Annotated in this window: 16 protein-coding genes; 15 read left to right on the forward strand and 1 reads right to left on the reverse strand. The window is 61.8% G+C overall.

Translation table 11 applies throughout. The annotated features are described in order from the left end of the window. Nucleotides 1-19: 19 nt before the first annotated feature. The 13 genes from DXC79_RS03220 to ffh all read left to right on the forward strand — a co-directional run bounded on the left by DXC79_RS03220 (nucleotide 20) and on the right by ffh (nucleotide 14,503). On the forward strand, nucleotides 20-1,681 hold the full coding sequence (locus tag DXC79_RS03220) for a DAK2 domain-containing protein (RefSeq protein WP_117635121.1): 1,662 nt from the start codon (nucleotides 20-22) through the stop codon (nucleotides 1,679-1,681). A 10-nt stretch (nucleotides 1,682-1,691) separates the two neighbouring features. Further along, nucleotides 1,692-3,869 carry an ATP-dependent DNA helicase RecG gene (gene recG / locus DXC79_RS03225; RefSeq protein WP_117635122.1) on the forward strand — a complete coding sequence of 726 codons (2,178 nt, stop codon included), beginning with the start codon at nucleotides 1,692-1,694 and terminating at the stop codon, nucleotides 3,867-3,869. Next, nucleotides 3,866-4,495, forward strand: a complete 630-nt coding sequence (gene rsmD / locus DXC79_RS03230; protein ID WP_117635123.1) for a 16S rRNA (guanine(966)-N(2))-methyltransferase RsmD — start codon at nucleotides 3,866-3,868, stop codon at nucleotides 4,493-4,495. Before recG ends, rsmD begins: the two co-directional genes overlap by 4 nt. Continuing rightward, nucleotides 4,488-4,985, forward strand: coding sequence for a pantetheine-phosphate adenylyltransferase (gene coaD / locus DXC79_RS03235; RefSeq protein ID WP_099431641.1), 498 nt, complete (start codon nucleotides 4,488-4,490; stop codon nucleotides 4,983-4,985). The genes rsmD and coaD overlap by 8 nt, the downstream gene beginning before the upstream one ends. 68 nt (nucleotides 4,986-5,053) lie before the next feature. Further along, the gene (locus DXC79_RS03240; protein WP_022094019.1) at nucleotides 5,054-5,551 is read left to right on the forward strand and encodes a hypothetical protein; all 498 of its coding nucleotides are present in this window, start codon (nucleotides 5,054-5,056) and stop codon (nucleotides 5,549-5,551) included. After that, a complete protein-coding gene (locus tag DXC79_RS03245; RefSeq protein ID WP_117635124.1) occupies nucleotides 5,551-6,105 on the forward strand; it encodes a DUF177 domain-containing protein in 555 nt (184 codons plus the stop codon). Before DXC79_RS03240 ends, DXC79_RS03245 begins: the two co-directional genes overlap by 1 nt. Nucleotides 6,106-6,169: 64 nt before the next feature. Beyond that, nucleotides 6,170-6,349, forward strand: coding sequence for a 50S ribosomal protein L32 (gene rpmF, locus DXC79_RS03250; protein WP_022094017.1), 180 nt, complete (start codon nucleotides 6,170-6,172; stop codon nucleotides 6,347-6,349). Nucleotides 6,350-6,437: 88 nt separating this feature from the next. Next, on the forward strand, nucleotides 6,438-7,457 hold the full coding sequence (gene plsX, locus DXC79_RS03255) for a phosphate acyltransferase PlsX (protein WP_117635125.1): 1,020 nt from the start codon (nucleotides 6,438-6,440) through the stop codon (nucleotides 7,455-7,457). A gap of 124 nt (nucleotides 7,458-7,581) precedes the next feature. Next, nucleotides 7,582-7,824 (forward strand): acyl carrier protein, encoded by a 243-nt coding sequence (locus DXC79_RS03260; RefSeq protein WP_117635126.1) that lies wholly within the window; start codon nucleotides 7,582-7,584, stop codon nucleotides 7,822-7,824. 3 nt (nucleotides 7,825-7,827) lie between these two features. Next, complete coding sequence (gene rnc / locus DXC79_RS03265) at nucleotides 7,828-8,553, forward strand: ribonuclease III (protein WP_117635127.1); 726 nt, start codon at nucleotides 7,828-7,830, stop codon at nucleotides 8,551-8,553. Nucleotides 8,554-8,563: 10 nt separating this feature from the next. Next, nucleotides 8,564-12,100, forward strand: coding sequence for a chromosome segregation protein SMC (smc, locus tag DXC79_RS03270; RefSeq protein ID WP_117635128.1), 3,537 nt, complete (start codon nucleotides 8,564-8,566; stop codon nucleotides 12,098-12,100). Further along, nucleotides 12,100-13,017 carry a signal recognition particle-docking protein FtsY gene (ftsY, locus tag DXC79_RS03275; protein ID WP_117564147.1) on the forward strand — a complete coding sequence of 306 codons (918 nt, stop codon included), beginning with the start codon at nucleotides 12,100-12,102 and terminating at the stop codon, nucleotides 13,015-13,017. Before smc ends, ftsY begins: the two co-directional genes overlap by 1 nt. A 10-nt stretch (nucleotides 13,018-13,027) precedes the next feature. Beyond that, complete coding sequence (ffh, locus tag DXC79_RS03280; protein ID WP_117635129.1) at nucleotides 13,028-14,503, forward strand: signal recognition particle protein; 1,476 nt, start codon at nucleotides 13,028-13,030, stop codon at nucleotides 14,501-14,503. Between the two features lie 120 nt (nucleotides 14,504-14,623). On the opposite strand, the gene DXC79_RS03285 is transcribed toward ffh, so the two are convergent. Beyond that, a complete protein-coding gene (locus DXC79_RS03285) occupies nucleotides 14,624-15,388 on the reverse strand; it encodes a DUF134 domain-containing protein (RefSeq protein WP_117635130.1) in 765 nt (254 codons plus the stop codon). A gap of 166 nt (nucleotides 15,389-15,554) precedes the next feature. On the opposite strand from DXC79_RS03285, the gene thyA reads away from it, so the two are divergent. Both thyA and DXC79_RS03295 read left to right on the forward strand, forming a co-directional pair. Next, a complete protein-coding gene (gene thyA, locus DXC79_RS03290) occupies nucleotides 15,555-16,403 on the forward strand; it encodes a thymidylate synthase (RefSeq protein ID WP_117635131.1) in 849 nt (282 codons plus the stop codon). Between the two features lie 9 nt (nucleotides 16,404-16,412). Then, the gene (locus DXC79_RS03295) at nucleotides 16,413-16,931 is read left to right on the forward strand and encodes a dihydrofolate reductase (RefSeq protein WP_117635132.1); all 519 of its coding nucleotides are present in this window, start codon (nucleotides 16,413-16,415) and stop codon (nucleotides 16,929-16,931) included. Nucleotides 16,932-17,019 lie beyond the last annotated feature (88 nt).

Consider the following 17,019-nt stretch of genomic DNA (forward strand, 5'->3'; position numbering starts at 1 on the left):
AACGGAGATTCAAATACCCATGATTGCAAAGACCATTCGCACCTGTTTTCCGATCGCTGCGGCTGCCGTTTCCGACAAGGCCGAGGAGATCAACAAGCTCAACGTCTTTCCCGTGCCCGACGGCGACACCGGCACCAACATGTCGCTCACGCTCGCCTCGGTGACCAAGGAGCTTCCTGCCCTTCCCGCCGATGCCGACATGGAGGCCATTGCCGGCGCCATCACCCACGGCTCCCTGATGGGCGCCCGCGGCAACTCCGGCGTCATCACTTCGCAGATCCTGCGCGGCGTGGCCGAGGGTCTTGTCTCTGCCGACGAGCCCATTACGTCCGCCAACATTGCCTATGCGTTCCGCCGAGCCGTCAAGGTCGCCTTCCAGGCCGTCCGTAAGCCCATCGAGGGCACGATCCTCACGGTGCTGCGCGATGTCTCGACCAAGGCCGACGAGTGCGAAAAGAAGAAGTTCTCGGCCGAGGATGCGCTCGACGCTATCGTCGTCGAGGCCTACCAGTCCGTCGCCCGCACGCCCGACCTGCTGCCCGTTCTGAAGGAGAACGGCGTGGTCGACTCCGGCGCCTTCGGCTTTGCTATTTTCCTTGAGAACTTTGTTGCCGCTGCGCTTGGCCGCAGCACCGTTGTCGAGGATTTCTCTGCCACGTTTGATTCCGCTGGCTCTGCCCACGACGCGGCCCTTGGTCGTGTTGAGATCGAGGCCAACGACGACTGGGAGGGCTCGGAGTTCCGCTACTGCAACGAGTTCCTCTTTAAGGCCGACGCTCCTTTTGACGAGGACGAGTGCCTCAAGTTCCTGGGCTCCATGGGTGACTGTGAGTTGCTCGTGGGCGCCTACCCCGACTACAAGATCCACGTGCACTCCAACACCCCCAACCTGGTGCTCGAGCACATGCTGCAGCTCGGTCAGATCTACGAGGTCTTTATCCACAACATGGAGATGGAGGCCCACGACCGTACCGCCAAGATTCATGAGGACCAGGAGAAGGCTGCCGAGCCCGCCAAGGCGCTGGGCTTTGTCGCCGTTGCCGCCGGTTCGGGCGAGGCCGACATCCTCAAGTCCCTCGGCGTCGACGTGATCGTGTCGGGTGGTCAGACCATGAACCCCTCGACTGCAGACCTGCTGGGCGCCGTCGACCAGGTCAACGCGACCTCGGTTATCATCCTGCCCAACAACGGTAACATCCGCATGGCTGCCGAGGCCGCCGCCTCTGCCTGCACTGACAAGAAGGTCGCCGTCGTTCCCACCAAGACCGTTCCGCAGGCCTTCTCCGCGCTGTTCGCGGTCCTGCCCGATTCCGATCTCGAGGACGCCGTCGCCGCTATGGTCGACGCCATCAGCGAGGTCCGCGATGGCGAGGTCACCCGCGCCGTGCGCGACTCCAGCGCCTCGGACGGCTCCCCGATTCACTCCGGTGACGTCATGGGTATCATTGCCGGTTCCATCGATGTGGTCGGCTCCGATGTGAAACAGGTCACGCTCGATTGTATCAACCGTATGCAGGAGGAAGAGGAGGGCGACGCGCTGACGATTCTGGCCGGCGAGGAGCTGTCCGATGAAGCCTTCCAGGAGATCGTCGACGCTATCGAGGAGGCTCAGCCCGACCTGGAGATCGACGCCCATCGTGGCGAGCAGCCGCTCTATCCCGTGATCTTCTCGATCGAGTAGGCATCTGCCCATGTCTGAGCTCTGCTCCGTGCCGCGCGTCTCGGATCGCTTTGCCCAGAGCAATGCGCTCGACGAGGATATCGCGCGACTCAAATATGTTTCGGGTAAACGTGAGGAGGCCCTTCGCCGTCTGGGAATTCGGACGGTGGGGGACCTCCTTCTGCATATCCCTCATCGATACCTGGACTTTACGCGCTCCTGGTCCATCGAGATGGCGCCCATCGGTACCGTGTGCACCATCATCGCCACGGTCGACCGTATCGTTCAAAAGAAGCCGCGTCCGCGCATGCAGGTGACCGAGGTCTCACTCGTTGACGAGACGGGCGTGCTGCAGGTCGCCTTTTTCCGTCAGCCTTGGATTGCCCAGCAGCTTAAGCAGGGCGACCGCCTGGCCGTGATGGGCAAGGTCGAGTTTGCCTACGGTTTTAAGCAGATGGCCTCGCCGCACTTTGAAAAGCTCGATGACGGGCGTGCTGCGGGCACCATTTTGCCGGTCCATTATGTGAGTGACGGCGTGAGCCAGGCATGGATGCGCCGCATCGTAAGTGGCGCGCTCGAGGTCGTCGGCAATCCCTTCGACCCGATTCCCGCACGCTTGCGCGTTAAGCGTCGCCTGATGAGCAATGCTCGTGCGCTTCGATCAATTCACTTTCCCTCGAGCATGGCTGAGCGCGATATCGCGCGCGCACGGCTTGCCTACGAGGAGTGCCTTTACCTGCAGCTGGCGCTGCGCCTGCGCAACGACGGCAGCCTGGTCGATGTGGTGCCCTACGCCCACGCCGCGGGCGAGCACCTGGCCGCGCTCAAGCAAGCCCTGCCATTTTCGCTGAGCGACGAGCAGGAGGCCGCGTTCCAAGATATCCTGCGCGATATGTGCGATGGCGGGCGCGTGATGAACCGCCTGCTGCTGGGCGATGTCGGTACCGGTAAGACCGCCGTTGCCGCCTGCGCGCTGGCTGTGGCTACCGATAGCGGCACGCAGGCCTGCGTTATGGCGCCCACGGGCGTGCTGGCGCGTCAATATGCCGATAAGACCGGCCCCTTGCTCTCGCAGGCTGGCATGACCTGGGCGCTCCTGACGGGCGCCACGCCAGCGGCCGAGCGCGAGCGGATCCATGCCCAGCTGGAATCGGGCGAGCTCGATGTCCTCTTTGGCACCCACGCGGTGCTTTCGGATAACGTGGCGTTCAAGCATCTGTCGCTCGTGGTCATCGATGAGCAGCACCGGTTTGGCGTCGGCCAACGCAACGCCCTGCGTGCGAAGGGCCCTGGTGCCGATCTGCTCGTTATGACGGCAACGCCCATCCCACGTACGCTGGCGCTTTCGGTCTACGGCGATCTGGACACGAGCATCATCCGCCATCGGCCCGTCCCTGGCGCTGGCGTGACGACACGCGTGCTTACCGAGTCGAGCCGCGACCTTGCCTATGGCGCCATCCGCGAGGCGCATGAAAAGGGTCAGCAGGCCTACGTGATTTGCCCGCTCGTGGAGCCGAGTGACTCGGCCGATGATCTGGAGGACGTGCCCGGTATCGCCCGCGACGACGAGGGCCGCGTGACGGTCCCCGTGCCGCTGCACGATACGGCGACCGAGCTCGATCGCCTGCGTCTGGCGTTGCCGGGTCTTGCCATCGAGCGTCTTCATGGTCGCATGCCTGCGGGGGAGAAGGACCAGGTCATCGATGCCTTTAAGCGTGGCGAGATCGATGTGCTCGTCTCGACTACGGTGGTCGAGGTGGGCGTCGACGTGCCCAACGCCACCGTCATGGTCATCGAGAATGGCGAGCGCTTTGGGTTGGCGGCCTTGCACCAGCTGCGCGGGCGCGTGGGCCGCGGCAGTGTGTCGGGTACGTGCCTGGTCATGACGCACTCCAAGGGCAACGGCGGCGCGTCGGTGGCACAAGAACGCCTCCAGTCGCTCGAGAAGACCTCGGACGGCTTTACGCTCGCCCAGATGGACTTGCGTCTGCGCCACGAGGGTGAAATCCTGGGTTACCGCCAGCATGGCGGCGTGACCTTGCGCTTTGTGGACCTGGACGCCGACGAGGAATTGATCGAGTGGGCCCATTTGGACGCGGTCGAGCTCTTGCGGTATGCTTGCAACCTTGACTCCGTGGCGACGCGTCCCTTGCGCGATGCGGTCGCCACGCGGTATCGACACATCTTTAAGGAGGTCAGCGGAGGATGAGAATCATCGGCGGCGAATGGCGCGGTCGTAAGATCGAGGAGCCCCGTGGTCGCGATGTCACCCGCCCCACGACCGATCGCGTGCGCGAGGCGTGCGCATCTATGGTCATGTCGGCATTCGACTTCGATCTGGACGAGGTCCGCGTGCTGGATGCCTTTGGCGGCTCCGGTGCCTTGGGCATTGAGATGCTCTCGCGTGGTGCCCGCTCGCTCACCACGTTCGAGATCGATCGCAACGCTGCTCGTCTGATTACCAAGAATATCGAGTCGCTGTGCCGCGACCGTGCGCGTTGGCGCGTGGTGAGCGGCGACGTGCTGGCAAGCACTTCGCGCGGCCGCGTGCCGGGCGGTCCCTTTGACCTGGTCCTGCTCGACCCGCCCTATGCTTATGGCGCCGAGCCGGTCGAGGGGCTGCTGCAGAACTTGGCCCAGCAGGACTTGCTGGCGCAGGGTGCCTATGCGCTGTTCGAGCACGCTGCCGCCGATGCGGGTGCGCATCCGGCAGGCTTTGAGATCGTGCGTGAGAAGCGTTACGGCATTACCTCGGTCGACCTGCTTCGTTGGGTTGGCAACGGCGAGGATGATGGCAACGATAGCGACGCACCCACGGAGGATGCTCATGAGTGACACCATTAACCGTGTAATCGTCCCGGGTACCTTCGATCCCATCACGTTTGGCCACATCGACGTGATTCGCCGTGCCCGCCGCATCTTCCCCAGCGTGATCGTGGCCGTTGCCGAGTCGCAGGGAAAAAACGGCGTGGGCACCACCTTTATGCTCGATGAGCGCGTGGCGCTGGCCCGTGAGGCGCTCGGTGATATTGACGGCGTCGAGGTGCTACCCTTCACCGGCCTCTTGGTCGATTTTGCCCGCGAACAGGGAGCAGGAGCCGTGGTCAAGGGTCTGCGTGCTATGACCGACTTTGAGTACGAGCTGCAGCAGGCCGACCTCAACTACCGCCTGGATAACGAGCTGGAGTCCATCTTTGTCATGAGCGCGCCGCAGTACGGCTATATCTCGAGCTCGGTGGTTCGCCAGATTGCCTCGCTCGGTAGTGACGTCTCTAATTTTGTTCCGCCCAATGTGGTCAAGGCGCTCAAACATCGCTTTTCGTGACGTTTTTTAATGCCTGGTGGCATGTGGTAAACTAACACGATGATATGTTACCTATGAAAGGAGACCGGATGCCGGGCGAGAATTTTCCTGGCGACAGGATCGTGAGTCTTGTCGACGAGCTCGAGGGGCTCATCGAAGAGGCTAAGACGCCGTTCGGCAAGAACGCCCAGATGAAGGTTATCGACGCCGACGTCTTCTTTAACATCCTCGACGAGATCCGCATGAGCTATCCCGAGGAATGGCAGAAGTCCCGCCGTATCCTCAAGGAGCGTGAGGAGCTTATGGCTTCCGCCGCCGCTCAGGCCGATTCCATCATCGCCGATGCTCAGCAGCAGGCCCTCACCATTGCCGGTGAGCAGGAAATCGTTCGCTTAGCGCAGCAGCAGGCCGACGATATTCGCGACCGTGCCCAGCAGTATGAGCGCGAGACGCGTTATGCCGCCGAGGACTACGCCGAGCAGGTCTTTACGCACCTCGAGGAGAACCTCAAGAGCCTGACCGGCACCGTCACCCGTTGCCGTCAGCAGCTCAACGAGGGTGCCGCCCAGCAGAATGGTCAGTGGTAATGGCTGAGTTCCCGAGCGTTACCGTCGATCTTTCCGAGCAGCTCGAGTTTCCCGGAGACTCGTACCCGCTGACCGGTAAGGTCGATGTCGCCACCTATACGGTGGGCGAGAAGGAGTACCAGCTACAGGACGGCATTGACTACGATGTGGTCTTTACCAATGCCGGCACCGGTGTTCTGCTTACGGGCATGGTCCGCGCGCACGCAACCGGTGAGTGCGACCGTTGCCTGGAGCCCGCTTCGTTTGATATTGCCGGTGAGATCGAGGAATTCTATCTCTTTAACGAGCCCGAGGACCCCGAGGCCTACGAAGATGGCTACGAGTTACTGGGCGAGGATCGCATCGTCGATCTGGGTGAGCCTATCAACGACGCGGTCGTCATGGACACGCCGTTCGTTGTCCTGTGCAAGCCCGATTGTCGCGGCCTATGCCCCACTTGCGGCATCAATCTCAACGTCGAGCAATGCGATTGCGCCGCTCAAGCAGAGGCCGACTGGGTCGCTGCCACGGAAAATCCATTTGCAGCATTGAAGAATCTCAAGCTTGACGAGTAAAACTGTGGTAGTATCGCTACTTGCGCGTAATCGCCACACTGGATAGTTCATAAGGAAGGTCACTATGCCCGTACCTAAACAAAAGCAGGGTCGTATCCGCACTCACACCCGCCGTTCCGCCAACATGAAGATCTCGGCTGCGGCTCAGTCCACGTGCCCCCGTTGCGGTGCTGTCAAGCTCCCGCACCACGTGTGCCCCAGCTGCGGTTTCTACAAGGACCGCGAGGTTATCGTTACCGAGTAACTGTATACTCTGGATGCGATGCCGTTCCAACTGGAACCACAATGGCCGGCTCAATGAGTCGGCCATTTTTGTATAAGGAGCATATGAAATGAGTAACGTTCGCGTTTGTGTAGACGTTGTGGGTGGAGACGAGAAGCCCCAGGTTGTCCTCGACGGTATCGAGGCGGCGCTTGCGGCGGATCCCGATATCGAGGTCTTGGCCGTCGGTCCCGCAGAGATCGTGAACCCCTTTGCCGCGGCTCACGCTCGTGTTGAGGCCTTGGAGGCGCCCGATGTCATCGCCATGGATGACGATCCCATTCGAGCCGTGATGACCAAGCGCAAGTCCTCGATCGTGCTTGCCTGCCGCGCTATCAAGAAGGGTAACGCGGACGCCTTCTTCTCCGCCGGCTCCACCGGCGCCATGACCGCTGCCGCTACCGCCTATGTGACGCCGTTTAGGTATCAGGCCGAAGGCAAGAAGCAGCCGATACGTCCCTGTCTGACCAATGCGCTACCCAATCGCGCCGGCGGTCTGACGGTGCTGTGCGATATGGGCGCCAACCCCGATGTTGAGGTGGACGATATGGTGCGCTTTGCGCAGATGGGCAGCGCCTATGCCCGCGTCGTCTTGGGCGTTGACCATCCTCGCGTAGGTCTGCTCGCCAATGGCACCGAGGACGAGAAGGGCTCCAACTTTACCAAGGCCTGCTTCCCGGCCATGAAAGCCGCCGTTCCCGGCTTTGTGGGTAACTGCGAAGGCACCGATCTTACGTCGGGCAATTTTGACGTCGTGGTCGCCGACGGCATGTCGGGCAATATTGCGCTCAAGGCCACCGAGGGCGCTGCCAAGTTTTTGCTGCAGGAGCTCAAGGGCGCCTTTATGGCCTCGCTCGGCACCAAGATCGCCGCGCTGCTCATCAAAAAGCAGATGCGCGGGATTAAGGCCAAGCTCTCTGGTGATGCCAAGGGCGGCGCGATTCTTTTGGGCCTGCGTGGCGTGGTCCTAATCGGCCATGGCGCCACCTCGGTCGAGGCTGTTAAAAACGGTACGCTCGCGGCGGCCGAAGCCGTGCGCGCGGGGCTGGTCGAGAACGTCGCCAACTCCATGGACGGCATCGTTTTGTAAGAGCGAGTTAGAGCGCTGTTATGTGCCTCGCGGCCTGCTTCGTGGGGTAGAATCAGAACCGTGTCTTGGTACCGCCCGGGCGGTACCATTCTTTTGGTATTCATGCACTATGAGAGGAAGCGCTATGGACCGCTCCGAAATCTTCGACAAGATCGCCGAGGTCGCTGCTGACGTTCTGGGCGTCGATGTTGCCGAAATTAGCGATGAGACCACCTTTGACGATCTCGATGCCAACTCGCTCGAGCGCCTGCAGCTGGTTACGGCTATCGAGGACGAGTTCAACCTCGAGATCGATGACGAGACTCTGCTCTCGCTCAACTCTGTCGCCGACGCCGTCGACGCGATCGAACACGCCAGGGAGGCCTAGGTCTTGGCTTTGTCTGAACGACTTACGCGTGCCCAGGAAATCCTGGGCCACGAGTTCAATAATAAGGTGCTGCTGCGCGCGGCGCTTACGCATCCCTCGGCAGTCGAGGGCCAGCCGGTTTCTGCCAGCTATGAGCGCCTTGAGTTCTTGGGCGATTCCATTTTGGGCGCCGTCGTCGCCCGTTCGCTCTTTGAGTCCTATCCGGAGTTTGACGAGGGCAAGCTCACGCGCCTGAAGGTGTCGCTTGTCTCGGGCGCCACGCTGTCCGAGGTTTCTCACGAGTTGGGCATCGACGACATCATCATCTTTGGTGCCTCCGAGACCGGTACCGGTGCGCGCGGCCTGCATTCGGCGCTCGAGAACGTCTACGAGTCGCTCGTGGGCGCGCTGTACCTGGACGCCGGCTGGGATGCCGCAGCGGAGTTTATCCACCGTACGCTTAAGCCGCATTTGGCTTCCGAGCGTGCCGAGCACCCCGCGAACCCCAAATCGTTCTTGCAGGAGTGCGTGCAAGGCGACGGCCACGAACCCCCGGCGTATAAGCTCGTTGGCTCCGAGGGCCCGGCGCATGCGCCCACCTTTACCGCCGTGGTGTTGATCGATGGTATTCGCCAGGGTCGCGGCTCCGGCTCCTCAAAGAAGGAAGCCGAGGGAGCCGCTGCACTCGAGGCACTTGACCGCATGGGCTACACCACCAACGGCGTGATTCTCAACAAGAAGCCTGTTTAAGCGAGGAACCGTGTATCTCAAGTCCCTCACGCTCAAAGGGTTCAAGTCGTTTGCCGACCGCGCCCATATGACGTTTGAGCCGGGCCTGACCGTCATCGTCGGTCCCAACGGCTCGGGAAAATCGAACATCTCTGACTCGATTCTGTGGGTCCTGGGCGAGCAGAGCGCCAAGCAGCTGCGCGGCCAGGCCATGGAGGATGTCATCTTCTCGGGCTCGTCAGCGCGCAAGCCGGTGGGTGTCGCCGAGGTCACGCTGGTGCTCGATAACTCGGACCATATGCTGCCCGTCGACTTTGACGAGGTCGCCATCACCCGTCGTATGTATCGCTCGGGCGAAAGCGAGTACCTCATCAACTCGAGTCCGTGCCGCCTGATGGACATTCAGGACATCCTGCACGATTCGGGCTTGGGCAAGGATACGCATTCCATCATCAGCCAGGGCAAGCTCGACGCCATTTTGCAGAGCCGCCCCGAGGAGCGCCGCGCCCTCATCGAGGAGGCCGCCGGCATCTCCAAGCACAAGCGCCGCAAGGAGCGTGCGCTCAAAAAGATTAAGTCGATGGACGAGCACCTGACGCGTGCCCGCGACATCAATAAGGAAATTGCCCGTCAGCTGCGACCGCTGGAGCGTCAGGTCGATCGTGCGCGCAAGTACAAAGAGCTGTCCTCGCGCGCGAACGAGCTTACGCAGATGCTAGCCGTCGACGAGCTGCGTTCGCTGCAGTCGCAGTGGAACGACCTGGAGAGCCGCTCCAAGGAAGGCGCCGCCGAGCTGGAGCTTGCGCAGTACCGCATGGGCGAAAAGGAGCGCGAGCTCGAGAAGCTCCAGGTCATGCTCGAGGAAAAGGGCCTGTTTGTGGGCGATCTGGGCGAGCAGCGCCGCCATATGCAAGATGTGGTCGGTCGCATTAACTCCGATATGCGTCTGCTCGAGGAAAAGGGCCACAACATGGTGTCGCGCCTGTCCGACATGCGCGGGCAGATTTCGAGCTCCGAGCATCAGCGTCGTCGCGTGGTAGAGGAGCTCGAGGATGCACGTGCGCAGCTTGAGGAAGTGACCGGCGCGCACATGCAGGCCCAGGAGGACGTTGACGCCGCCGGTCCTGCCGCCGCCCAGCTCCACGAGCGTCGCGTGGCACTCGACAATCAGATTTCGCAGCTCACGCGCGAGCAGCGCGATGTGCAGCGTGTGGCCGATAACGCCGCGCTCGAGCTCGCCAAGGTGAAGGACTCGCTGAGTAACGCCGAGGTCGAGGACAACATGTACGCCTCGCGCCTGGAGCAGATCGATGAACAGCTCGAGGAGGTCACGGCCTCGCTCGAGAGCCGTCGCGACCGCGCCGAGGAGCTTGAGGGCGCTCTTGAGGAAGCGCGCCAGGCTCAGGTCGATGCGCGTGAGGCAACCGAGACGGCACGCGCGTCCCTGAAGAACCTGCGTGCCCGCGAGAGCGAGGCGCGCAACAAGTTATCCGAGGTGCGCTCGGAGCTTGCCAGCCAAAAGAAGCTCGATGCCCGCATGGCCGACAGTTCGCCGCTCGTAAGCCGTCTGGTGGGCGCGCTGGGCGATGATGTCTCAGGCCGTCTGGGCGACGTGCTCGAGGCCCCGCGCGAGCTTGAGGGCCTGGTTGAGCAATTGCTCGCCGGCGATATCGATGCGCTGCTGTTCGACGATACGTCCGCGCTTGAGCGTGCCGGTCGTGCGGCCCTGGACCAGAAGAAGGCCTCGGGCGAGGCGCTGCTGGTGGCGCGCGGCGTGAGCGGCGGTGCAGCTGCCAAGGGCGCTGCCGGCTCTCGTCTGGTCGATCGTCTGTCTGTGCGCTCCGGTTATGGTTCGATTGTCGAGGCGCTGCTCGGTGGCTATTACGTGGTCGATGACTTGGCCACCGCGTTGGCGGCGCCGGTTGTGGATGGCGTGACCTATGTGACCCCTGATGGTGCCCGCGTTGCCTGCGGCGGCTTGGTACGCGTGGGCCTCGATGCCGGTGAGGCATCGGGTGCCTTGGAGCGCAAGCGTCGCATTCGCGAGCTGGAGGGCCTGGAGCCCGATCTAGCTGCTGTGTTTGAGCATGTGTCGGATCAGGTCGTCGAGGCCAATGCGGCCGTTGAGGAGGCGCGTGCCGCCGAGGGCGATGCCGCCGGCGAGATCGCCCGTCTTGAGGGCGAGCGCCGCTCGCTGCTCTCCGAGATTGGCCGCCTGGAGCAAAGCGCCTACAACGCCGAGGTCGAGCGCGTGCGCATCTCCAAGCGCCGCGAGCAGGCCGCCGAGGCCGTTCGCGCTGCGCGCCCGCGCGTTGACGAACTCACCCGTTCGCGCGACGAGGCCCGCGCGCAGGCAGGCGACCTGGGTCTCCAGATTGCCGAAGCCAACGACGAGCTCGATCGCGTGCGTCGTGACGATTCCGAGGCAGCCGGCAAGCTCGCCGATGCCAAGGTCCGCCTGGCTCAGACGAGCGAGCGTCTGCGTTCGCTGAAGGGCCGTGTGCCCGACTTGGAGCATCGACTCGAGGGCATCGACCGCCGTATCCGCGGAACACGCCAGGCCTCGCGCTCACTCGAGCTGCTGCGCCTGCGTGTCGACCCCATGCACGAGCGCTATTCGGCCCTGCTGGATCGCGCATCGGATTGGGCCGCGCGTCTGCGTGATCAGGCTTCGCTCGAGGAGGCGGACTCGGCCTCGCTCAAGAAGACCATCGAAGACGCCAAGGCCGAGGTCTCCCGCGCCAAGGAGTGGGTCGATGCCGCCACGGCGACGCAAAACGAGTTCAAGGTTTCCCGCGGCAAGCTCGAGGTTCAGGTGGAGGCGGCCATCAAGGCCATTACCGCCGATGGCACTACGGTGCTCGAGGAAGCGCTCATGCTTCCTGCTCCCACCGACCGCGACGCCGCCGAGCGCGAGCTCAACCAGCTCGTGTGCCAGATCAACAACCTGGGCCCTGTGAACCAGGTTGCCATGGAGGAGTACGAGCAGCTCAAGCGCCGCGCCGATTACATCGAGGAGCAGCTGGCCGATCTGGAGAGCGCGCGCAAGGCGCTCACCAAGATTACCGTGGCCATCGACCGTAAGATGCGTAAAGCCTTCTTGGTGACCTTCGAGAAGGTCGATGCGAACTTCCGTGAGATCTTCGCCATGCTGTTCCCGGGTGGCCAGGCTCATCTTGAGATGACCGATCCCGAGCATCCTGCCGAGACGGGCATTGAGGTTGTGGCGCAGCCGCGCGGCAAGCGCATTACTAAGATGATGCTCATGTCGGGTGGCGAGAAGAGTCTGACGGCGCTCGCCCTGCTCTTTGCCGTGTACCGCACGCGCACGGTGCCGTTCTATGTGCTGGACGAGGTCGAGGCGGCGCTTGATGACGCCAACCTGTCCAAGCTCATCGGAGCCCTCGATGTGCTGCGTTCCGATACACAGCTCTTGGTCATTTCGCATCAGCGCCGTACTATGGAGGACGCTGACGTTCTCTATGGCGTCTCGATGCAAGCCGACGGCGTCAGCCGCGTCGTCTCGCAAAAACTCGATCGCGAAACCGGAAAGGTCGTGAATGCATAATGGGATTCTTTGACGCTCTCTCGCGCGGACTTGAGCGCAGCCGCGAGGCCCTCAACGAGGTCTTCTACTTTGGCGGCGAGGTCGACGAGGACTTTTGGGAGGACCTTGAGGACACCCTCGTCATGGGTGACATGGGTGCCGAGGTCGCTATTCAGGTCTCCGATGACCTGCGCGATGCTGCTGCCAAGAAGAACCTTAAGACCGCCCCGCAGCTTCGCCGCGCTCTGGCCGAGCAGCTCGAGGGCCATTTTGTGCCTGTTGAGCGTGATCCGTTTTCCGATACGCCGAGCTGCGTGCTGTTTGTGGGCATCAACGGCGCCGGCAAGACCACAACGGTCGGCAAGATTGCGAGCGCCATGGCTGCCCGCGGCAAGAACGTGGTGATCGGTTCGGCCGATACCTTCCGCGCCGCCGCCATCGAGCAGCTCGATGTGTGGGGCCAGCGTGCCGGCGTACCGGTTATTAAGCGTGACCGCGGCTCCGATCCGGCGAGCGTGTGCTATGACGTGCTCGATGAGGCCGATAAGCGCGGCAGCGACCTGGTGCTCATCGATACCGCCGGCCGTCTGCACACAAGCCCCGAGCTCATGCGCGAGCTTGCCAAAGTGGTCAACGTGACGCGTAAGCGCGCCGCCAATATGGCTGCCGGCCCCATGCCTGTCTCGGTCGTCCTCGTAATCGATGCCGCCACCGGCCAGAACGGTCTGAACCAGGCGCTCGAGTTTAACGAGGCGCTGGGCCTGGACGGTATTATCATGACTAAGCTCGACGGCACGGCTAAGGGCGGTATCGCCATGGCCGTGGCCGAGAAGCTCAAGCTCCCGATCCTGCGCATCGGCGTGGGCGAGCAGGTCGATGACCTGCAGGAGTTTAACGCCAAAGATTTCTGCCGCGCCCTGGTGGGCGAGTCCAACTAAGGAGTAACCAGTGTTTGATTCCCTGAGCGATCGCCTCAACGACACATTTGACCGCCTGCGCGGCAAGGGTAAGCTGACCGAGGCCGATATCACCTCGGCCATGCGCGACATTCGCATGGCGCTGCTCGAGGCCGACGTTAACTTTAAGGTCGTCAAGGAGTTCGTTGCTAAGACCAAGGAGCGCTGCATGACCGCCGAGGTCATGGAGTCGCTGTCGCCGGCGCAAAACGTCGTCAAGATCGTGCTCGACGAGCTCACCGAGATGCTCGGCTCCACCGAGAGCAAGCTCGTTTTTAGTAACCGCATTCCTAATGTCATCATGCTCGTGGGCCTGCAGGGCTCCGGTAAGACCACGGCTGCCGTAAAGCTTGCCTACCTGCTCAAGAAGCAGGGCCGCTCGCCGTTGCTCGCCGCGTGCGACGTCTACCGTCCCGCCGCTGCCGACCAGCTGGCCACGCTCGGTGGAGAGATCGGCGTTCCGGTCTTCCGCGGCGACGGCGCGCACCCGGTCGACATCGCCAAGGGTGCCATTCAGGAGGCCGTCGACCACCTGCGTGACGTGGTCATTGTCGATACCGCCGGTCGTCTTCAGATCGACGAGCAGATGATGCAGGAGGCCGTCGACATCAAGAAGGCCGTCAAGCCCGACCAGGTGCTGATGGTCGTCGATGCCATGACCGGCCAGGATATCGTTAACGTCGTCTCGACCTTCGCCGATCGCACCGACTTTGACGGCGTGATCATCTCCAAGCTCGACGGTGACGCCCGTGGCGGTGGCGCACTTTCGGTGCGTCAGGTGACCGGCAAGCCCATCAAGTTCGTGAGCATGGGCGAGAAACCCGATTCTCTTGAGCCGTTCTATCCCGATCGCATGGCCAAGCGCATTCTGGGCATGGGCGATGTCGTCGGCATCATCGAGAAGGCCCAGGAGGCAGCCGATGCAGAGCAGCTCGAGGCTGCCGAGCGTATGCTGCGCGAGGGCTTCACCATGAACGATATGCTTGACCAGATGAAGGCCGTCAAGAAGATGGGCGGCATGAAGGGCATTCTGGGCATGCTCCCCGGTGGCCAGCGTGCACTCAACCAGATGGGCGGCAACCTGGACGAGGGCATCTTCGATAAGAACGAGGCCATCATCATGTCGATGACCAAGGAGGAGCGCCTGCGTCCCTCCATCATCAACGGCCAGCGCCGCGCCCGCATTGCCAAGGGAGCCGGCGTAACCCCCACCCAGGTCAACAGCCTTATGAAGCAGTGGGGCGAGATGAATAAGATGATGGGCCGCATGCGCACAATGGCCAATCAGGCGCAGGCCGGCGGCAAAAAGGGCAAAAAGGGAAAGAAGGGCAAGAAGATGCGCATGCCCAATATCCCTGGCCTGGACGCTATGGGTCTGGGCGGCATGGGCGGCCTAGGTACGGGCGGTCCTAAGTCCGATATGGAGCTGCTGCGCCAGATGGAAGCGCAGATGCGTAATAAGAAATAGAGCTGTAATTCCAGCTTGATATGGCAAAGGCCACTCGGAAGCTACCGGGTGGCCTTTGTTGTTGGCTTTGATTGTTGAGTTGCGTTCGGCTTCGCGCCCCGAGCTCGCGGTGCCGTGCCGTTAGTGGCAGCCGCAGCCCTCGTGGCCCTCGTGCTCGTGATGGCCGTGGCAGCCGCAGGACCCGCCATGCTCATGGGTGTGCTTGTGGTCGTGGCTGTGGCAGCCGCACGTGGCCTCGCCGTTCTGTGCGAGCGTGCCGGCGATAAGGGCCTCGACGCAAGCGTCGCAGCTGCCCTGGGCACCTGCGTATACCGTGATGCCGGCTTGAGCAAGCGCGTTGATAGCGCCTCCGCCGATGCCGCCGCAGATGAGCGTGTCCACGCCGCCGTTGGCGAGCAGGCCCGCAAGTGCGCCGTGGCCGGTGCCGCCGGTGCCCACGACCTGCTCGTTGAGCACCTTGCCGTCCTGAATGTCGTAGATCTTGAACTGCTCGCTGCGGCCAAAGTGCATAAAGATGTTGCCATTGTCGTACGTGGTTGCCACCCTCATGGTGCCGACCTCCTTTGCTGGCCATGCGGCCGTTGTCGTGGTGATGGGGGAGTACGCGATATTGCCGCCTTCGATGATGAGCGCCCGACCATTGACCAGCGCGTTTGCCACCTTGCGATGCGCGCGGCTGCAAATAGCCGCCACCGTGGCGCGCGCGATACCCATCTGCTTTGCGACTGCCTCTTGGTTAAGGCCTTCCAGGTCGCACAGGCGCAGCGCCTCGAGTTCGTCGACCGTCATGTCGATGGCGTCTCCGCTGGCTAGGCCGTCAGGGGTAAAGCCGCGGTATTCGGGGATGATCCCGACGCGGCGCAGTTTCTCGCGTCTTCCTGCCATACGTGCTCCTTATCTGACATATGTCAACAATAGAATAGCGAACGCGCAGATTTACGCAAGGAATTTCTGGCATATGCCAGAAAATGAAGGCATATGTTTGGGCTGTGGGGCCGCATGTGCCTGGGATACAATGAATCTCACTTTTAGGCGACTGACAGGAGGGTCAATGAGCAAGGCTGATCAACAGTTTGTAACCATGTGCCGCGATATTTTGGGCCATGGCACCACCACCGAGGGCCAAAAGGTCCGCCCGGTGTGGGAGGATGGCACCCCTGCCTATACCATTAAAAACTTTGGTGTCACGGCACGCTATGACCTGCGCGAGGAGTTTCCGGCGCTTACCTTGCGTCGTACGGCCCTCAAATCTGCCATGGATGAGATCCTATGGATCTATCAAAAGAAGTCCAATAACGTGCATGACCTCAACAGCCATATTTGGGACGAGTGGGCCGACGAGACTGGCTCCATCGGCAAGGCCTACGGGTATCAGATTGGGCAGAAGAGCCATTATGCCGAGGGCGACTTTGACCAGATGGATCGCGTGCTGTACGACCTTAAGAACACGCCGTACAGCCGCCGCATTATGACGAACACCTATGTGTTTAGCGACCTGTCCGAGATGCACCTGTATCCGTGTGCCTACAGCGTGACGTATAACGTGACGCAGCGTCCGCAGGATGATAAACCGACGCTCAACATGATTCTCAACCAGCGCAGCCAGGATATTTTGGCTGCGAACAACTGGAATGTGTGCCAGTACGCCATTTTGCTGATGATGGTCGCGCAGTCGGTCGATATGATCGCTGGCGAGCTGCTGCATGTGATTGCCGATGCCCACATTTACGACCGTCATGTCGATATCGTTCGCGAGCTTATTGAGCGTCCGCAGTTTGCTGCGCCCAAGGTAACGCTCAACCCCGATGTGCATGACTTCTATGCGTTTACGACCGATGATCTGATCGTCGAGGGCTATGAGCACGGCCCTCAGGTCAAGAACATCCCCATTGCGGTGTAGGTGACGCGCATGAGGTGTAAGCTTTCTGCCATTGTTGCCGTGTGTGACGATTGGGGCATTGGGTGCGAGGGTGACATGGTCGTGTCCAATCGCGCCGACATGCGCCATTTTGTGGCGTGTACCAAAGGTTGCCCGGTCATTATGGGACGCAAGACGCTGCTGAGTTTTCCCGGCGGACGTCCGCTCAAGAACCGCCGCAATATCGTGCTCACGCGCGATGAGGACTTTGCTCCCGAGGGCGTCGACGTGGTGCATAGTATCGACGAGGCGCTTGCCGCGGTTGCCGATGAACCCGTTGCCTGGGTAATCGGCGGCGGCGAGGTATATCGACAGTTTTTGCCGTATTGCGTGGAGGCCGAGGTTACGCATAACCATTGCGTGCATGACGTGGATACGTACTTTCCCGATTTGGATGCCGATCCCGCGTGGGAGATTGCGCGGCGTGACGGTGTTGCCACGATTGCCTCGGGCGAGGGAGACGAGGGTGTCGATTATGAGTTCGTGACGTATCGTCGCGTTGAGGCGTAAATCGTCTGGCGTGAACGGTATCATCGGGTTGTTTGAATGCATGGGGCGGCGCTTAGCGTCGCCTCGTTTGGTATAGATGTGCTGTAAA

The sequence above is a fragment of the Collinsella sp. TF08-11AT genome (assembly GCF_003437035.1).
Taxonomy (GTDB): domain Bacteria; phylum Actinomycetota; class Coriobacteriia; order Coriobacteriales; family Coriobacteriaceae; genus Collinsella.